This window comes from Lysinibacillus sp. NPDC093190, assembly GCF_050280425.1.
In the GTDB taxonomy this organism is placed as follows: Bacteria; Bacillota; Bacilli; order Bacillales_A; family Planococcaceae; genus Lysinibacillus.
This window is the reverse complement of record NZ_JBNNVG010000020.1, coordinates 26,047-42,774: the sequence shown is the minus strand read 5'-3', so window position 1 is coordinate 42,774 and position 16,728 is coordinate 26,047. Positions and strand designations below refer to the sequence as shown.

15 protein-coding genes are annotated in these 16,728 nt (G+C 38.8%); 12 read left to right on the top strand and 3 right to left on the bottom strand.

What is annotated here, in order from left to right; translation table 11 throughout:
* Both ACQKOF_RS15950 and ACQKOF_RS15945 read right to left on the bottom strand, forming a co-directional pair.
* On the bottom strand, nt 1-1,877 hold a 1,877-nt coding region (locus ACQKOF_RS15950), incomplete at its 3' end, for a beta strand repeat-containing protein (RefSeq protein ID WP_427558961.1).
* Between the two features lie 187 nt (nt 1,878-2,064).
* Nucleotides 2,065-3,147 carry a glycosyltransferase gene (locus ACQKOF_RS15945; RefSeq protein WP_427558958.1) on the bottom strand — a complete coding sequence of 361 codons (1,083 nt, stop codon included), beginning with the start codon at nt 3,145-3,147 and terminating at the stop codon, nt 2,065-2,067.
* Between the two features lie 193 nt (nt 3,148-3,340).
* On the opposite strand from ACQKOF_RS15945, the gene ACQKOF_RS15940 reads away from it, so the two are divergent.
* The 6 genes from ACQKOF_RS15940 to ACQKOF_RS15915 all read left to right on the top strand — a co-directional run bounded on the left by ACQKOF_RS15940 (nt 3,341) and on the right by ACQKOF_RS15915 (nt 9,904).
* Nucleotides 3,341-4,306 carry a YncE family protein gene (locus ACQKOF_RS15940; RefSeq protein ID WP_427558955.1) on the top strand — a complete coding sequence of 322 codons (966 nt, stop codon included), beginning with the start codon at nt 3,341-3,343 and terminating at the stop codon, nt 4,304-4,306.
* A complete protein-coding gene (locus ACQKOF_RS15935; protein ID WP_427558952.1) occupies nt 4,303-4,986 on the top strand; it encodes a response regulator transcription factor in 684 nt (227 codons plus the stop codon). Before ACQKOF_RS15940 ends, ACQKOF_RS15935 begins: the two co-directional genes overlap by 4 nt.
* Nucleotides 4,983-6,371 carry a sensor histidine kinase gene (locus tag ACQKOF_RS15930; protein WP_427558949.1) on the top strand — a complete coding sequence of 463 codons (1,389 nt, stop codon included), beginning with the start codon at nt 4,983-4,985 and terminating at the stop codon, nt 6,369-6,371. Before ACQKOF_RS15935 ends, ACQKOF_RS15930 begins: the two co-directional genes overlap by 4 nt.
* A gap of 5 nt (nt 6,372-6,376) precedes the next feature.
* The gene (locus ACQKOF_RS15925) at nt 6,377-6,904 is read left to right on the top strand and encodes a FixH family protein (protein WP_427558946.1); all 528 of its coding nucleotides are present in this window, start codon (nt 6,377-6,379) and stop codon (nt 6,902-6,904) included.
* Nucleotides 6,905-7,026: 122 nt separating this feature from the next.
* The gene (locus ACQKOF_RS15920; protein ID WP_427558943.1) at nt 7,027-7,599 is read left to right on the top strand and encodes a TetR/AcrR family transcriptional regulator; all 573 of its coding nucleotides are present in this window, start codon (nt 7,027-7,029) and stop codon (nt 7,597-7,599) included.
* Between the two features lie 115 nt (nt 7,600-7,714).
* Nucleotides 7,715-9,904, top strand: a complete 2,190-nt coding sequence (locus tag ACQKOF_RS15915) for a YhgE/Pip family protein (protein ID WP_427558941.1) — start codon at nt 7,715-7,717, stop codon at nt 9,902-9,904.
* Nucleotides 9,905-10,132: 228 nt separating this feature from the next.
* Here ACQKOF_RS15915 and yhfH read toward each other — a convergent pair whose 3' ends face one another.
* The gene (yhfH, locus tag ACQKOF_RS15910) at nt 10,133-10,258 is read right to left on the bottom strand and encodes a protein YhfH (protein WP_012292204.1); all 126 of its coding nucleotides are present in this window, start codon (nt 10,256-10,258) and stop codon (nt 10,133-10,135) included.
* A gap of 144 nt (nt 10,259-10,402) precedes the next feature.
* On the opposite strand from yhfH, the gene ACQKOF_RS15905 reads away from it, so the two are divergent.
* The 6 genes from ACQKOF_RS15905 to ACQKOF_RS15880 all read left to right on the top strand — a co-directional run bounded on the left by ACQKOF_RS15905 (nt 10,403) and on the right by ACQKOF_RS15880 (nt 16,615).
* A complete protein-coding gene (locus ACQKOF_RS15905) occupies nt 10,403-11,395 on the top strand; it encodes a lipoate--protein ligase (protein ID WP_427558938.1) in 993 nt (330 codons plus the stop codon).
* Between the two features lie 391 nt (nt 11,396-11,786).
* The gene (locus ACQKOF_RS15900) at nt 11,787-12,491 is read left to right on the top strand and encodes a response regulator transcription factor (RefSeq protein WP_427558935.1); all 705 of its coding nucleotides are present in this window, start codon (nt 11,787-11,789) and stop codon (nt 12,489-12,491) included.
* The gene (locus tag ACQKOF_RS15895) at nt 12,491-13,474 is read left to right on the top strand and encodes a sensor histidine kinase (RefSeq protein ID WP_427558932.1); all 984 of its coding nucleotides are present in this window, start codon (nt 12,491-12,493) and stop codon (nt 13,472-13,474) included. The genes ACQKOF_RS15900 and ACQKOF_RS15895 overlap by 1 nt, the downstream gene beginning before the upstream one ends.
* Before the next feature lie 11 nt (nt 13,475-13,485).
* Nucleotides 13,486-13,920 (top strand): hypothetical protein, encoded by a 435-nt coding sequence (locus ACQKOF_RS15890; RefSeq protein ID WP_427558929.1) that lies wholly within the window; start codon nt 13,486-13,488, stop codon nt 13,918-13,920.
* Nucleotides 13,921-13,932: 12 nt separating this feature from the next.
* A complete protein-coding gene (locus ACQKOF_RS15885) occupies nt 13,933-14,709 on the top strand; it encodes an ABC transporter ATP-binding protein (RefSeq protein WP_370048355.1) in 777 nt (258 codons plus the stop codon).
* Complete coding sequence (locus tag ACQKOF_RS15880; protein ID WP_427558926.1) at nt 14,681-16,615, top strand: FtsX-like permease family protein; 1,935 nt, start codon at nt 14,681-14,683, stop codon at nt 16,613-16,615. The genes ACQKOF_RS15885 and ACQKOF_RS15880 overlap by 29 nt, the downstream gene beginning before the upstream one ends.
* Nucleotides 16,616-16,728 lie beyond the last annotated feature (113 nt).

Below are 16,728 nucleotides of genomic sequence, written 5' to 3'. Positions count from 1 at the left end.
GAACCAGTAGAACCAGTAGAACCAGTAGAACCAGTAGAACCAGTAGAACCAGTAGAACCAGTAACGCCAGTAGCTCCAGGTTCACCAGTCGCCCCAGTAGAACCAGTAACGCCAGTCGTCCCAGTAACACCAGTAGAGCCGGTAACGCCAGTCGATCCGATGTCCCCAGTTGCCCCGGTTGTACCAGTCGCCCCAGTTACACCTGTAGAACCAGTAACGCCAGTAGCACCAGTAGGTCCAGTGTCCCCGGTAACACCAGTAACACCAGTAACACCAGTAGGTCCAGTGTCCCCGGTAACACCGGTAACACCAGTAACACCAGTAACACCAGTAACACCAGTAACACCAGTAGAGCCGGTAACGCCATTCGATCCAATGTCCCCAGTCGCCCCGGTTGTACCAGTAGCCCCAGTAGCACCAGTCGCCCCAGTAACGCCAGTCGGTCCGATGTCCCCAGTAGCCCCTGTAGCACCAGTAGAGCCAGTAGGCCCGGTAACACCAGTCGCCCCAGTAACACCAGAAGAGCCGGTAACGCCAGTAGCTCCAGGTTCCCCAGTCACCCCAGTAACACCGGTAGAACCAGTAGCACCAGTAGAACCAGTAACACCAGTAGAACCAGTAACACCAGTAGCCCCAGTAACACCAGAAGAGCCGGTAACGCCAGTAGCTCCAGGTTCCCCAGTCACCCCAGTAACACCGGTAGAACCAGTAGCACCAGTAGCCCCAGTAACGCCAGTCGCCCCAGTAGAGCCAGTAGAACCAGTAACACCAGTCGTCCCAGTAACGCCAGTAGCTCCAGGTTCCCCAGTCGAGCCGGTAACGCCAGTAGCTCCAGGTTCCCCAGTCGCCCCAGTAACACCGGTAGAACCAGTAGCACCAGTAGAACCAGAAACGCCAGTCGCCCCAGTAGAGCCGGTAGAACCAGTAACACCAGTAGCTCCAGGTTCCCCAGTCGCCCCAGTAACACCGGTAGAACCAGTAGCTCCAGTCGAACCAGAAACGCCAGTCGCCCCAGTAGAGCCGGTAGAACCAGTAACACCAGTAGCTCCAGGTTCCCCAGTCGCCCCAGTAACGCCAGTTGCCCCAGTAGCACCAGTCGCCCCAGTCGCCCCAGTCGAACCAGAAACGCCAGTCGCCCCAGTCGCCCCAGTCGCCCCAGTCGAACCAGAAACGCCAGTCGCCCCAGTCGCCCCAGTCGCCCCAGTCGTCCCAGTAACGCCAGTCGTCCCAGTAACACCAGTAGAGCCGGTAACGCCAGTAGCTCCAGGTTCCCCAGTCGCCCCAGTAACACCGGTAGAACCAGTAGCTCCAGTCGAACCAGAAATTCCAGTCGCCCCAGTAGAGCCAGTAGAACCAGTAGAACCAGTAGAACCAGTAACACCAGTAACACCAGTCGTCCCAGTAACGCCAGTAGCTCCAGGTTCCCCAGTCGCCCCAGTAACACCGGTAGAACCAGTCACCCCAGTAACGCCAGTTGCCCCAGTCGAACCAGTAACGCCAGTCGTCCCAGTAACGCCAGTAGAGCCGGTAACGCCAGTAGCTCCAGGTTCCCCAGTCGCCCCAGTAACACCGGTAGAACCAGTAGCTCCAGTCGAACCAGAAACGCCAGTAGCCCCAGTAGCCCCAGTAGAGCCGGTAGAACCAGTAACACCAGTCGTCCCAGAAACGCCAGTAGCCCCAGTAGCCCCGGTAGCTCCGGTTGTACCAGTCGCCCCAGTCGCCCCGGTTACACCAGTCGCCCCAGTACTTCCTGTAGGGCCAGTTCTTCCAGGTTTAACAGGCCAAATAGGACAGTTTGGAGCAGGGCAAGTATTACAACAACATGGGAATGTATTGCATTTGCTACAAACTCTATCTGTAAATTTTCCAAAATGCATTGTTTCACCTCCTCTCTTAAATATCGTATTCATAGAGGGAAAAGGTGAAATAGACAGTTAACTACTTGGTTATTCTAAAAATATCGAAAGCAATAAAAGTATTTTTATTCAATATATTGTTAAAACCTATTACTAGAATTTAAATATTACTTCAATGTACTAACTAACCCATTAATATAGAAGAAAATTAAGTTGCATTATCCTTATTTAAAATCCGATCAAAATATGTTTTATTGTGTAATATTTTTTCATCATTTGGTAAAAAGGATCTGGCTAATTCATTATGTGCGTTGGCAGTTTCATATTGTTGTAACCGATCAAAGAGGACACAAAGTTGTAAGTGGGGTAACCATGTCGTAAAGGTTTTATTTTGAAAAGGGGCGTTAGGATTTTGCTTGATGATAAGTGCTTGTTCATACCAAAATATTGCTTCATAGTTTTTTGCTTGTTCCATAAAATGAAAACCAAGTCTACAACACGCTTCTGGACGTGGAATATCATATTCAAAGCTTCTGAAAATGGAACTCAAATTATTTTCTGTATCATTTAAATGAGAATAACAATCTGCTAATTTGAAACAGGCTCGAACATTATCTTCTACCCAGCCTAATTTAGAAGTTAAAAACGTTTCATAGTAAAATATTGCATCCTCAAATTGTCCATGATCTAGTAATTCATTTGCGTAATAAAATGTATCCCGTGGAGAGAGAGTTTCTCCTGATTCAACTAATTGCTTATAAATGTTAATATTCCGCGTATGATCATGACTAAGTGGTAAATGGCTGACAGCGATATCACTATCCCATAGTTTTCCACTGACTTCTAAATATTCGTGTACGGCACCTATCCATTGGAATTGATTATCTCTTCTTACTAAGCGATATCTTCTTAATAAAGAACTTACATTTCCTTCATTATCAAAGCTTAAATTATAATTCATCGAAACGGCATCTATATCAAGGGTCAAGGATTCTTTTAGTGCTTTAAATTTTTCCTGATCCGCCTCTAATAATACGTCGTCTGCATCTAGCCATAAAATGTACTCCTTTGTTGCTTGATGAAATGAAAAATTCCTTGCAGCTGCAAAATGATGAATCCATTCAAAATCAAAAATGCGATCTGTATACTGTTTAACAATTTGCTTCGTATTGTCGGTAGAGCCTGTATCTATGATATTAATCTCATCGACTAAGCCTTTTACAGATGCTAGACATCTACCAATAACATCTTCTTCATTTTTCACAATCATACATAAGCTAATTGACACCATAAAGTCGATTCCTCCTTACCATAATCTTTGTAGTATATGTGCTACTATATTTTTTGGTTGGATAAATGCTCGTAGATGTAGTATTACATTATAATAATCGTGAAATTTGCTTGTTTTCTTTGTCATAAATTTACCTCTCAAGTTTCACGCGAATTTCACAATTGTGAAGTATAGTTAAGAAACAGAGGTGATGATGTTGAAAAAATGGGCATTTTTCATTTTTTCTTTAGTGCAGCTCGTATGGCTAGTAGGGTGTACGGAGAAATCGTTTGAGCCTATTGAACGCAATCAGAATTTTATTGCGTCCTTAAATATACAAGAGCCTTCCCTAGATTTTATAGATGAACAAGGTAATGTGATAGCAACATGGTTATTTGACAAAGCTTACTCAGGGGCGATACTGCTCGAAAATGATCGTGTGTTATTATATGGTCATCAATTAGATGAAATTGACGTCTATACATTATCAACCGGAAAGAAGCTCTATTCCAAAAAAGTAAAGCTTGGTACAACGAATGCGTTTTATGCTGAAAATAGAAAACAGTTTTTTATTACGAATAGCAAAACAAATACCGTGACAAGCTTTGATGAGAAGGGCAACGAACTGGCAACACAGAAGCTTGGTAATTATCCTATGTCAATGGCAGCCTATAAAGATAAGCTATATGTGATTAATTATAAAGATACGAAATTATCAGTGTTAAATATTGAGAATCTAAAGGTTGAGCAAGAGTGGCCGATTCAAAAATCATCACATGGAATAGCAATTCTTGAAGAGAAAAATGAACTATGGATTGGTGGTCATGGAGAAGGAAGTAAACCAAATAGCTCTGTAAAAAAATATGATCTTATGACAGGAGTCAAACATGGGGAGATAGAAATGCCTTTAATGCCTGTCGGATTAACCAAAACAAAGGATGCTGTCCTCGTCGTTAGTCATGGACGGAATGAATTATATGTTGCCGACTTTGATGGAAATGTGAAATGTCAGCAAGAGGTAGGAGCTAATCCATTTGTCGTAAATCAGTTTAAAGACTATATTGTTGTCGCTGGCTATGATGACCATACTTTGTATTTCATAAAAGAAGGTCAGGTGAAAAAAACAGTTGATGTGGGGAAAGGTGCATTTCAATTGTTAGTGAGGGAGGAAAAAATGTGACAACTGTATTAATTGTTGATGATGAGCAAGATATGCGTAATTTAATAGAAATGATGCTCCATAATGCAAAAGTTGAGACCTTAACAGCAGCGAGTGGTACAGAAGCCTACGATATTATTGTACGTGAAAAAATTGATTTAGTTCTACTTGATGTGATGATGCCGCATGAAGATGGCTTTGCAGTTTGTCAAAGTATACGTGCGATGTCGAATATACCAATTATTTTCTTGACAGCACGTGATGCAAATGAGGATAAAGTTAAAGGCCTAACTATTGGCGGAGATGATTATATTGTAAAACCCTTTACAAATGATGAACTAGTTGCGCGAATCCATGCTGTGCTAAGAAGAAGTGGTACTAATATTGAAGAATTGCAGCAAAAATATGTGATGTTGGGACCTATTAAAATAGATGAGATTGCACGAAAGGTATCTGTTGATGGAAAGAGTATTCCGCTTACTTTAAAGGAATTCGAACTATTACATTTATTTATGAAAAATCCTGGGAATGCTTATACAAGAGAGCAATTACTAGAACGCATTTGGGATATTGATTATGTAGGGGGAACAAGAACTGTTGACACTCATATCAAAACCTTACGTATAAAGCTTGGAAAGGAAGCAGCAGAGCATATTCAAACCGTCTGGGGAGTGGGCTATCGCTTTGATCCAGGCGAATGAAAAAGATTTCAACACGCATTTGGCTATTAATCTTTGCATTTTTAATCATTACCGTTGTCTTCATGTATGTCCTGACTGATTATTTATATGAACGACTTTATGTAGAAGACACGGAAGAGATGATGGTAGAAGTAGGGACAAAGCTACAAACGATGTATACCGGTAGCAAGGTAACGGATGAATTTATTGCTGATATTGAACATTATGCCAATTACTCTAATTTGAATATTTTTGCAGTAAGAAATCCTCGAGAACTAAGTGCCTGTGTGCCGTTTGATATTGATTTCGAAACATTAATTGGTTCAGAAGAGAGACAGCAATTACTTGCAGGTGAATATGTACAAAAAATTGGGTATGAGCCCCGATTTGATAGACAGCTAATTTCGGTAGTACTTCCACTAGTAGATCAAAATAGGCTTGAAGGAATTATTTATATTTACTTCCCTCTAGCTAAAATTAGTGAGTTAGCGAATAATGAAGTCATTTTCTTATTTGTCAGTGCCTTTATATTTTTAATTGTCATCAGCTATTTAATTTATAAAGGAATTCGTCATATTATGCGACCATTAAGTAATTTACAAAGAGCTGTTGAGCAAATGTCATATGGAAACTATGGAACACGCGTGCCAGTTCATTCAAAAGATGAAATTGGGAGATTATCGAGCACCTTTAATCAAATGGCAGAGGCGATACAACAAGAGGATGAGGCTCAAAAAACGTTTTTAGCCACAGTTTCACATGAGCTACGGACACCCATTAGTTATGTAAAAGGGTATAGTGAAGCAATGCAGAATGGCATTATTCCAGAAAAACAAAAAGAGGAAACGATCCAGCTGATTGTACGTGAGGCAAATCGAATGGAACGCTTAACAAATGAATTACTTCAACTTGCACGTATGGAAAATGAACAAGCAGAAATTACTTTATATCCAATTCCTCTTGCCGAAACATTACGTGAGGTGCAAAAAATATTAACTCATCAAGCAGAGAAAAAGAGCATTGCACTCCATTTAGATGCTGATGATGCATTAATCATTAAAGTTGATGAAGTAAAGTTGAAACAAATTTTTATTAATATTATTGAAAATGCCATTAATTACTCGTATGAGCAGTCAAAGGTTGAAATTACTGCTTTTGAGGATAATGGTAGTGCACAAATTATCATTAAGGATTATGGCATGGGTATCCCACAAGAGGATTTATCGCATGTAACGGAGCGCTTTTATCGTGTTAACAAAGCGCGGAGCCGAGCAGATGGAGGCAGTGGACTAGGCTTGTCGATTGTAGAACAGTTGTTGAAGCAGTTACATGGCAAGATAGAGATTGAAAGTGAAGTTGAAAAAGGCACAGTTGTAAAAATCACATTGCCGTTAATGGAGGAATAAAAAACATGAAAAAATGGTTATTAGCATTAGTAGCAGTACCTGCATTATTAGTAGGTTGCGGAGAAAAGAAAGAGCCAGCAGCTTTACCAGAGCCTGAGGTAGCTCAAATACCAGAAGTTGAAATTTTAACACCGAAAGAAGTAGCGATCAATGAAACAATTGAACTTGCTGCACATGTTGTACAAGGTGGAAAAAACGTGGATGATGCAGTTGTTGAATTCGAAGTATGGGAATCTGGTAAACGTGATCAAGGGCAAATGGTTAACGGTAAATTAGAGAAAGATGGCGTTTATAAAGCGACGACTAAATTTGACCACGATGGTGTATATTATATGTATGCTCATACTACTACAGGCAATGGTGTTCATAGTATGCCGAAGCAACAAATTACTGCTGGCAACCCTGATATGACGAAAGTTTTACCAGAGGACGAAAAAGCAAATAACAACAGCATGGATCATAACATGATGAATCACGGTAATGATACATCAGAGGATGCTGAGCATAGTGATCACGAAAAAAATACCCATTAAATGCTTGCATTATTTTTAAAATAGGAATATGATAATGACCAGATGACCGAAACGGTTTTCTGGTCATTATCATTTTCGTGTACAAAGGCATGTACATAACATAACAAGAAAGGATGTTACTAATGGATCGTAGGCAGGAAATTCTTGAAGCAGCTGCAAAATCCTTTACATTGTTTGGTTACAAGGCAACAACGATGGAGCAAGTGGCTAAAATCGCCAACGTCGGTAAAGGGACGATTTACACATTCTTTGCAAATAAAGAAATTTTATTTCAAGAGATAGCTATGTCACTTGTACGAGAGATGCAAGCAGAAGCAGATGCAGTGTTGGATGCATCAGCAAGCTTTATGGATAATGCACATAATGCTTTAATGAAAATGCTACAGTTCCGTGAAAAACATCTTTTATTTGCGAAGTTATTAGAGGAAGAAAAGGAGCTACGAACGCCAGCAGTTAAACAAGTTTTAGTTCGCATTGAAACTGAAATTTTATCCTACGTTACTGAATTAATACAAAGACGTATCGTTAAAGGAGAAATTAGAGACTGTGATGCAGAATTAGTAAGCTTTCTGTTGCTAAAGGCGTATCTAGCATTTGTCGTTGATTGGCATGAACTACATGGCGACATTATTCCAGAAGAAAAGATACTAAATCTTTTTAAGCAAACAATCTTCCGTGGGCTAGTTTTAACTTGATTCGACTTAGCTAAAAGGTGAATCAATGACAATCTAGTAAGGATTTAGGTTTTTTTTTGAATGAAAATGACCGACTGACGTTTTCGGTCAAATAGTATAGGAGTGAAGAAAACTTATGATTAAAGCTGAGTGGCTGAAAATCTTAAAAACAAGAAAAATGCTTGTTTCAATAATCGCTGTATTATTTATCCCAGTCATGTACGCCGGCATGTTTTTATGGGCGTTCTGGGATCCGTATAAAGGCCTTCCGAATTTGCCAGTAGCTGTTGTCAATGAAGATAAGGGCGCTGAAATGGAAGGAGTTAAATTAGATTTAGGGAAAGAATTAGTCGATAAGCTTGTCGATAGTAACGAATTTAAGTTTATTGACGTTTCTAAAGAAGAAGCTGAAAAAGGCTTACATGGCCGAGACTATTATATGATTCTAGAAATTCCAACAAATTTCTCTGAGCATGCGACTACGTTATTAGATGACAAACCTTCTAAACTAGTCATGAATTATATTCCGAATGAAGGATTGAACTTCCTTGGTGCACAGATTGGTGAAACAGCAATGGACCGTGTACGTGCGGAGGTGAATGCGCAAGTTTCTGCTACTTATGCAGAAAAATTATTTGATTCTATTACAACACTTGGAGATGGCTTTACAGAGGCTGCAGATGGCTCGAATAAGCTAGATGAAGGTGCTAAAACTTTAGCTAATGGTGCAAAAGATTTAAAAGGTTATCTTGAGCAACTAGCATCAAGTACAGTTGAATTGTCAAATGGTACAGATAAAATTACTAAAGGTGCTGGAGATGCTGCAAAAGGCGCTAATGACTTATCTACTGGCTTAGTAAAATTACAAGACGGTACTGTACAGTTACAAAACGGTGCACAGCAAGCAGCAACAGGAGCAACAACTCTTTCGCAAGGTGTATCACAATATACACAGGGGGTAGCGAAGGTTCAATCAGGTCTAGCTACAATTAGCGATAAACAACAACAAATTAGTGCAGGCGCAGCTTCAATTGCTGATAATGCAGGCGCATTAAATGGTGCAGCAGGCCAATTAACAGCGGGTTCTGCAAAAGTAGAAGCAGGCATCACTGCTTTATCTAATCAATTACAAGGCATGATGGCTTCATTGCCTGAAGAGCAAGCGGCAGTATTAAAACAATCATTAGCAGAGCTACAAGCAGGAAGTGCAAGCGTGCATAATGGCCTAAGTTCTTTAACTGCTGGTACAGAAAAATTACAAGCTGGTGCTAACCAAGTAAGTTCTGGTGCATCACAAATTGCAGCGGGTCAATCACAAGTGTTAGCAGGTGCTAATGAGTTAACTTCAAAAAGTGGTGCATTAATCGAAGGAGCAAAAGGTCTTCAAGCTGGTAATGCAACACTTGCTCAAAAATTAGGTGAATTAAATGCTGGTGTTAAAACAGCCGTAACAGGTTCTAAAACATTGGCTTCAGGTTTAAATGAGCTAGCAAGTGGTTCAACAACATTAAATCAAGGTACATCAACGCTTGCATCTAAATCAGGTGAATTAGCTGAAGGTTCTGCAACGCTTGCTGATGGTACAACTGAACTTGTAGATGGTACATCAACTTTATCTGGCAAATTAGGTGAAGCAAGTGAAAAAGCAAAAGAAGTTCATGCAAGTAAAGACACTTATGATATGGTAGGTAGCCCAGTTGAGGTGGATAAAGAATCTGTTAACCATGTACCTAACTATGGAACAGGTTTCTCACCATACTTTATTTCTCTTGGTTTATTCGTTGGTGCGTTATTAATCTCTATCGTTTTCCCACTTGTGGAACCAGCGATTCGTCCAAAAAATGGAGCAGCTTGGTTTACAAGTAAAGCTTCAGTTTTAGCAATAGTCGGCTTAATTCAAACTATATTAACAGTGGTTATTGTAAAATGGGGCTTAGGCCTTGAAGTAAACAATTTTGGATACTTCTTCCTAACAGCATTATTAACAAGTTATGTTTTCTTAGCTTTAATTCAAATGTTAGTATCTATTTTCGGTGATCCAGGACGCTTCATGGCGATTGTTGTATTAATTTTACAACTTACAACAAGTGCGGGTACATTCCCACTTGAGTTAATCCCATCACCATTACAAGTATTTAATAAACTATTACCAATGACATATACTGTTTCAGCATTTAAAGCAAGTATCTCAACTGGTGATACATCATTCTTAATGCAAAACTATGGAATTCTAGCAGGCTTCCTAGTAGCGTTCTTAGCTATTACTTTCGGTTATTTCATGTTACTACACACAAAACGTTACTCAAAAGTAGCCGAGGAAAACTAAAAAAAGGAATTTTTACACCCATCGATATTGATGGGTGTTTTTTTATGGTTGGATGATTGTCTGGCAATGCAAAAAAAAGCATACAAAAAACAGCAGCTGATATGAGCGTATCAGCTGCTGTTTTGTAAGTGTAAGAGATTTAATTAATGGTTCATCAAAATATGATGAGGGATGTCATTATTACTACGTGTGGGGCACGTATATGACAATTACAGAATAGGCAAATGCTTATAGGTGGTTACATTTTTCACAAGTGTTGCTGTAGCATTCACTTTGTTCTTCAATTTTTTCACCGCATTCTGTGCATTGCTTTGCAGGTAGGTTCTTGAAAAATTCAACTACATTTTCTAACATTGTGGACTCCTCCTTTAAGTTCATCTGTACTATTACTGTTTTGATATTTCCTAGTGTATTATAACAGAAGCGTTTCGTCAACACAAAATGCCTAATTTACGTTAAAATAAATATGGATATTTTGTGAAGGAGGAAACGGAATTTATGATATTCGTTGATAATAAAGGGATTCATGACCCACGCATTAACCTTGCCATTGAGGAGTATTTATTAAAAACGATGGATGTTGAGAAGGAGCCAGTGCTACTTTTTTACATTAATCAACCTTCAATCATTATTGGTAAAAATCAAAATACTATCGAAGAGATCAATACAGATTACGTGGAGGATAATGGCATTATCGTTGTACGTCGTCTTTCTGGTGGAGGCGCAGTGTATCATGATTTAGGGAATCTTAACTACAGTTTTATCACTAAAGACGATGGCGATAGCTTTATGAATTATAAAAAATTCACTCAGCCTGTTGTAGATGCACTTGCAAAAATGGGCGTTCATGCTGAGCTTTCAGGCCGCAATGACATTTTAGCGGAAGGACGTAAAGTTTCTGGGAACGCACAGTTTTCTACAAAGGGCCGTATGTTTAGCCATGGTACGTTAATGTTTGATACAGAAATTGATGCTGTTGTATCCGCATTAAAGGTGAAGAAAGATAAAATTGAATCAAAGGGCATTAAATCGATTCGTTCACGAGTAGCTAATATTTCTGAGTTTTTAAAGGATATGATGACAGTCGAAGAATTCCGCTTAGAAATTTTAAAATCGATTTTCGGTGGAGAAGAAAATATTCGCTATTATGAGTTAACGGAGGAAGACTGGGCAAATATTCACAAGCTATCTGCTGAGCGTTATCAAACATGGGAATGGAACTATGGCAAATCACCACGCTTTAATATTCAAAAAACACATCGTTTTCCAACAGGAGGCATTGATATTCGCTTAGAGGTGAAACACGGAATTATTGAGGAAGCGCATATTTTTGGTGATTTCTTCGGTGTGGGCGACATGGCAGATGTGGAACAACGATTAGTTGGGACAAACTATGATCGAACGGCAATTGCTGAGGCGTTAACGGATATTGATATTCCAACATACTTTGGTGGAATTGCGACAGAAGAGTTTTTACAACTAATTTATTAAGAAAAGCTTGTGTAGAAATTGGCAAATGTCCTTATTGAGAATTCACCACTAAAAAATAGGGGATGGCAGCATTTGTTAAAACGTGTACCATGAACATAAGTTGATTGGAGTGGAGGTTGGCGACTCCTTGGGGATCAGCGTCATAGATGAGACCCTGCAGCGAAGCGAAGCGGCTCATCGGACGCCCCCAGGAAGCTTTGCTCTGTGCGAAAGCGAAGCGACAGCAACAAAGCGCCAGCCGGAACGGAAATCAACCTCACGCTTTGATGATAAGCACTACAAATGATTTCTAATAAATAGAATCATGTTAACTTTTGCTACAAAAGGTTCGCTGACAGTTATGTCGACGGACCTTTTTTTGATACAATATAGGATAGAAAGGAGTGTTGGTATGGAGAAGCATCGAATATTTATTGTCGAAGATGATGTAAAGATTGCGTCATTGCTCGCAGAAACGCTTAGAAAATATCAATACGAAGTTGAAACGATCAAAGAATTTGATCATCTCATTGAAGAATTTACAGCATTTAATCCACATATGGTGTTGCTTGATATAAATTTACCTTCGTACGATGGCTACTATTGGTGTCGCCAACTACGTCAACATACAACTTGTCCAATTATTTTCATTTCCGCCCGTTCTGGGGAAATGGATCAAATTTTTGCGCTAGAAAATGGGGGCGATGATTTCATTACGAAGCCATTTAATTACGAGATTGTACTGGCTAAAATCCGTAGTCACTTGCGTCGTACATATGGCGAATATTCAGCAAGACAAGAGGAACGGACAATTAAACAAGGACAGCTTGTTCTTCATTTAGAAAGAATGGAGCTTCATAAAAATGATTTAGAGATTCCACTTCAGAAAAAAGAATGTATCATTTTAGAACTGTTAATGAGAAATGCTCCTAAAGTTGTGACACGTGAACAATTGTTAGAAGAGCTTTGGGACGATCAGGCATTTGTCGATGAGAATACATTGAACGTCAATATGACACGAGTGCGGAAAAAGCTAGCTGATTATCATATTACGTCTTCTATAGAAACGGTACGTGGAGCGGGCTATCGCTTTATTTTAAGTGCAGGTGAGTTATAGTGGGCTGGAAATTATTTTTGCGTGATTACGCATCGTTCATTGTATTCCAGTTCTTATTAGTCGGCTTCATCATGGTCTTATATTGGTTGGACGGCTTTCGAAATGTTGATACTGCTATTTATTCCTTCTGTATTAGTTTAGTGTTGTTAGCCTCGTTTTTACTTATCCGTTATTTAATGCGTCAACGTTATTTATTAAAAATATCACAGCTTCCTAAAACTATGGAGGATGTGTTGCGAAAAAATGCTAAAACACCTGAGGCGGTGCAGGCTGAGAAATATATGCATGAACTATATCGACTATATAAGCATGAGCTTCAATCGTTATATGCAGGCCAAAAACGACATGATCAGTTTATTAATCAATGGGTGCATCAGATGAAAACACCGATTTCTGTTATTGAACTATTATTACAGGATGAGCGTCCTCTCGATAAAAAGAATGTACAAGAGGAAATTGATCGCTTGCGGAGAGGCTTGGATATGGTGTTGGTGAATGCTCGATTAGAAAATTTTGAAGAGGATATGCAAGTAGAACAGGTTCCTTTAAAAACGATTGTGACTGCAACTGTTAATGAAAATAAACGTTTATTTATTACGAAACGTGTTTTCCCAGAAATCCATATTGAGGATGACATCATTGTAGCAAGTGATTCAAAGTGGCTTCGCTTTATTCTCGGGCAATTCGTAACGAATGCGGTTAAATATACTTTTGAAACAAATAAAAAAATATCGATTTCTGCCATTAAAAAGGATGACTGCGTACAATTAGCCATTTGTGATGAAGGTATAGGTATTCCAGCATCGGATCTTTCTCGTGTCACTAAAGCCTTTTTTACTGGTGAGAATGGGCGTAAAACTGGGGAATCCACAGGTATGGGCTTATATTTAGCGAAAGAAATCTGTGAAAAACTCGGTCACGAATTAAACATTACATCAGAGGTAGGAAAAGGAACTGTTGTTACAGTGACATTTACGAATTAGGGGGATCGGAAATGACAGAAGTACGTTTGGATGAATGGGTTTTACATGTAGAGACAGAAAAAACAGAGGCATTATACGAGTCGCATAACGGTGTTTGTGATTGTTTATCCTGCAAAAATTTTCGTAAGGCTAGTCTTTTACTTAATGAAGAAGTAATGCATTTTTCGAATAAGCTTGGGCTAGACTTACATAAACCAACTTTACTTAACGCTTTTCCTGTAGAAGGTGAACAGGTGATGTACAGTGGGCATTATACGATTTGTGGAGAAATAATTGAAGGTGAAATGGATGCCTGGGATGTAATTGTTGGTTCGCATTGCTTTAGTCTAGTAGAGGAGGATGGCAATAAGTCAGCTGAATCATTAACAGAGCCACATTTTCAAATTGGCTTTGAGGTAGTACTGCAATGGCTTTTACCAGAATCCATGGAATTAATCAAGAAATAAGGTGAACAAGGTATGCCTATTTTACAAATAAAAGACGTGACGAAGGTGTATGAAGGGAAAGTAACTCATCGTGCGTTAAATCAACTAAGTTTTGACGTAGAGGAAGGTGAGTTTTTAGCTGTCATGGGTCCATCAGGTAGTGGAAAAACAACATTATTGAATATTATTTCTACGATTGATGAACCAACGAGTGGAGAAATCATATTAGATGGCATGAATCCTCATACGCTGAAAGCAACTGAGCTAGCCTACTTTAGAAGAAGACAGCTTGGTTTTATTTTTCAGGATTTTAATCTTTTGCATATGCTGACAGTGGAAGAGAATATTGTGCTGCCCCTTACATTAGATCAACAGCCATTAGAAGTAATGGAGGAGCGTCTTGCAAGCATTGTGGAAAAACTCGATTTAACCTCATTCTTGCATAAACGCCCAAATGAAATATCAGGTGGACAAGCACAAAGAACAGCCATTGGACGGGCACTTATTCATAATCCAAGTCTCATTTTAGCAGATGAGCCAACAGGAAATTTAGATTCGAATTCTTCGCGTGATGTACTTGAACTTTTAACAAAAATCAATCAGGAAAAACGAACAACGATCGTAATGGTAACACATGATCCAATTGCAGCTAGCTACTGCGATCGCGTTTTATTTATTAAAGATGGTGAATTTTTCAATGAAATTTACAAAGATGACCGTCGTCAAATGTTTTTCCAGAGAATATTAAATGTTTTGAGCTTACTAGGAGGAGGACAAGTAGGTGACCTTTCGACAATTCGCTTACCGTAATGTCGTACGGAACAGCCGTATATACGGTGCCTTTTTCATGGCAAGCTTTTTTTCTGTGGCAGTGTTTTTTATCTATTCGATGCTCGTGTTTCATCCGGATATTGAACAAGGGATTTTAGGAGAAGCATCGTTAATTGGGATGGTTGGTGCTGAAATCGTACTCGTCCTTTTTACCTTATTCTTTTTATATTATTCGATGAGTGCTTTTTTAGAGGCTAGATCACATGAGTTTGCAATTTTATTACATTTAGGAATGGAAAAACGCCAGATGAATAGGCTTGTCTTTTTGGAGACAATGATTATTGGAGCGGGATCTATTTTTGTTGGGATTATATTTGGTTTCTCATTCTCGAAATTCTTTTTCATGATTGTTCGAGAAATTTTACATTTAGATGATTTACCTTTATATGTTTCATGGCAGCCATTCTTACTAACGATTGGTGTCTTTACAAGTGCTTTTGTAGTCATTTCCTTTATTAGTGTGTATTTTACACGTGAAAGAAAATTACGTGATCTTCTAAAGGGGAATGACTATTTAAATAGTACTGCAACGTATTCTAAAATTCGTGCTGTATTTGGTATTGCCCTTGTTTTATCAACATACTTACTAGCATTTATCGTATCGAAAACATCTTTGATTGGTTTAACATTATTAATCCCGTTTTTAGCGACATTCGGAACATATTATTTGTTCAGCGATTCCTTACCTTGCTTTTTAGATAAAGCGCGGGGTAAACGGAAATTTCATTGGCAACGCTATCGCCTTCTTTCGTTAGCTGAGCAAACGCATATTATGATGGACAATGTGAAAATGTTTTTTGTAGTAACGATGGTGTCAACAATGGCCTTTTTATCGGTCGGTGTTTTAGCCACAATGTCATCATATACAATACAATATGATCGTTTAAATCCACTAGGACTTGTCTATAAGGGAGATTTCGACAATCCATATGAGCGAAATCATATCGCCTCTTTACGGATTCAATTAGAGGAGAAGGGTCTGTCCTATCATTTATCGCGCTTTGTTGTCATCAAGCAAACATCTTCATATACTCACAATGAGGTTGAAGTTTTTCGGGAATCAGATATGAATGTATTGCTTTCTTCCTATAGTTACCCATTACTTGATTTGGCATCAGGAGAGGCAGTGTTTATACCATACTCGGAAGATTCTCTAAAAAAACTAAAAAATAAAGTTGTGCATACTGTATTAGAAGAAAACTCTATCCCGATAACAATTGATAGCGTATATCCTAAAATAGTATTCCCAGGATCTATTGTTAGTGTGAATTCTATAGTAATAAGCGATGAGGATTTTAGTAAGCTTAGAAAGCCGATTGCCGATAAAGACGTTATGCAGCCAACCTATCATTTATTTACCTTTTATATTCCTCAGTGGATAGAGACGAAAGATATCGGCAAGGATATAGAGGAGTTAAAAGCATCTCAATATTTTAATAAGAAGAATAGATTTAGCCCATTTTTCTTTGTAAATGCAGGGTTAGATTATTCTTATGTATTAGCTACTTACTCATTATTCACATTAGTAGGGGTCTTAGTAGCAACGGTATTTTTATTAGCAGCAGGTAGCTTCGTTTACTTTAAACTGCATGCTTCTCTTGAAAGAGAAAAGCGTAAATTCGATGTCTTAAAGCGAATGGGCTTAACAGATACAGAGCTCAAAAAGCTTGTGAATCGTCATTTATTCCCGCAATTTTTCTTGCCATGGGGTGTTGCAATGATGCATAGCGCCTTTGCTTTTCTTATGGTTCAAGGCATCTTGAAGGATATTGCTAATATTTCCATTGTCAAAGAAGTTGTCTTTGCTTTTGGTTTTTTTGTTTTAATACAAGTAGTCTATTTTTATTTGATTCGTTGGCGATACATCTCGCATATTCGTTCGTAATCAAGACGTACGAGAGAGAAAAAAATGAATTATTTGACGTGATTTACGACATGAAATAAAAAGTCTCGTTGTCTTTTAGATATATTTCTTATATAATATTACTGAATAATGAT

Excerpts from the sequence above, each read along its gene's own strand:
- ACQKOF_RS15945 (WP_427558958.1), bottom strand. The coding sequence starts at position 3,147 with ATGGTGTCAATTAGCTTATGTATGATTGTGAAAAATGAAGAAGATGTT.
- ACQKOF_RS15940 (WP_427558955.1), top strand. The coding sequence starts at position 3,341 with ATGTTGAAAAAATGGGCATTTTTCATTTTTTCTTTAGTGCAGCTCGTA.
- ACQKOF_RS15930 (WP_427558949.1), top strand. The coding sequence starts at position 4,983 with ATGAAAAAGATTTCAACACGCATTTGGCTATTAATCTTTGCATTTTTA.
- ACQKOF_RS15925 (WP_427558946.1), top strand. The coding sequence starts at position 6,377 with ATGAAAAAATGGTTATTAGCATTAGTAGCAGTACCTGCATTATTAGTA.
- ACQKOF_RS15920 (WP_427558943.1), top strand. The coding sequence starts at position 7,027 with ATGGATCGTAGGCAGGAAATTCTTGAAGCAGCTGCAAAATCCTTTACA.
- ACQKOF_RS15915 (WP_427558941.1), top strand. The coding sequence starts at position 7,715 with ATGATTAAAGCTGAGTGGCTGAAAATCTTAAAAACAAGAAAAATGCTT.
- yhfH (WP_012292204.1), bottom strand. The coding sequence starts at position 10,258 with ATGTTAGAAAATGTAGTTGAATTTTTCAAGAACCTACCTGCAAAGCAA.
- ACQKOF_RS15905 (WP_427558938.1), top strand. The coding sequence starts at position 10,403 with ATGATATTCGTTGATAATAAAGGGATTCATGACCCACGCATTAACCTT.
- ACQKOF_RS15900 (WP_427558935.1), top strand. The coding sequence starts at position 11,787 with ATGGAGAAGCATCGAATATTTATTGTCGAAGATGATGTAAAGATTGCG.
- ACQKOF_RS15890 (WP_427558929.1), top strand. The coding sequence starts at position 13,486 with ATGACAGAAGTACGTTTGGATGAATGGGTTTTACATGTAGAGACAGAA.
- ACQKOF_RS15885 (WP_370048355.1), top strand. The coding sequence starts at position 13,933 with ATGCCTATTTTACAAATAAAAGACGTGACGAAGGTGTATGAAGGGAAA.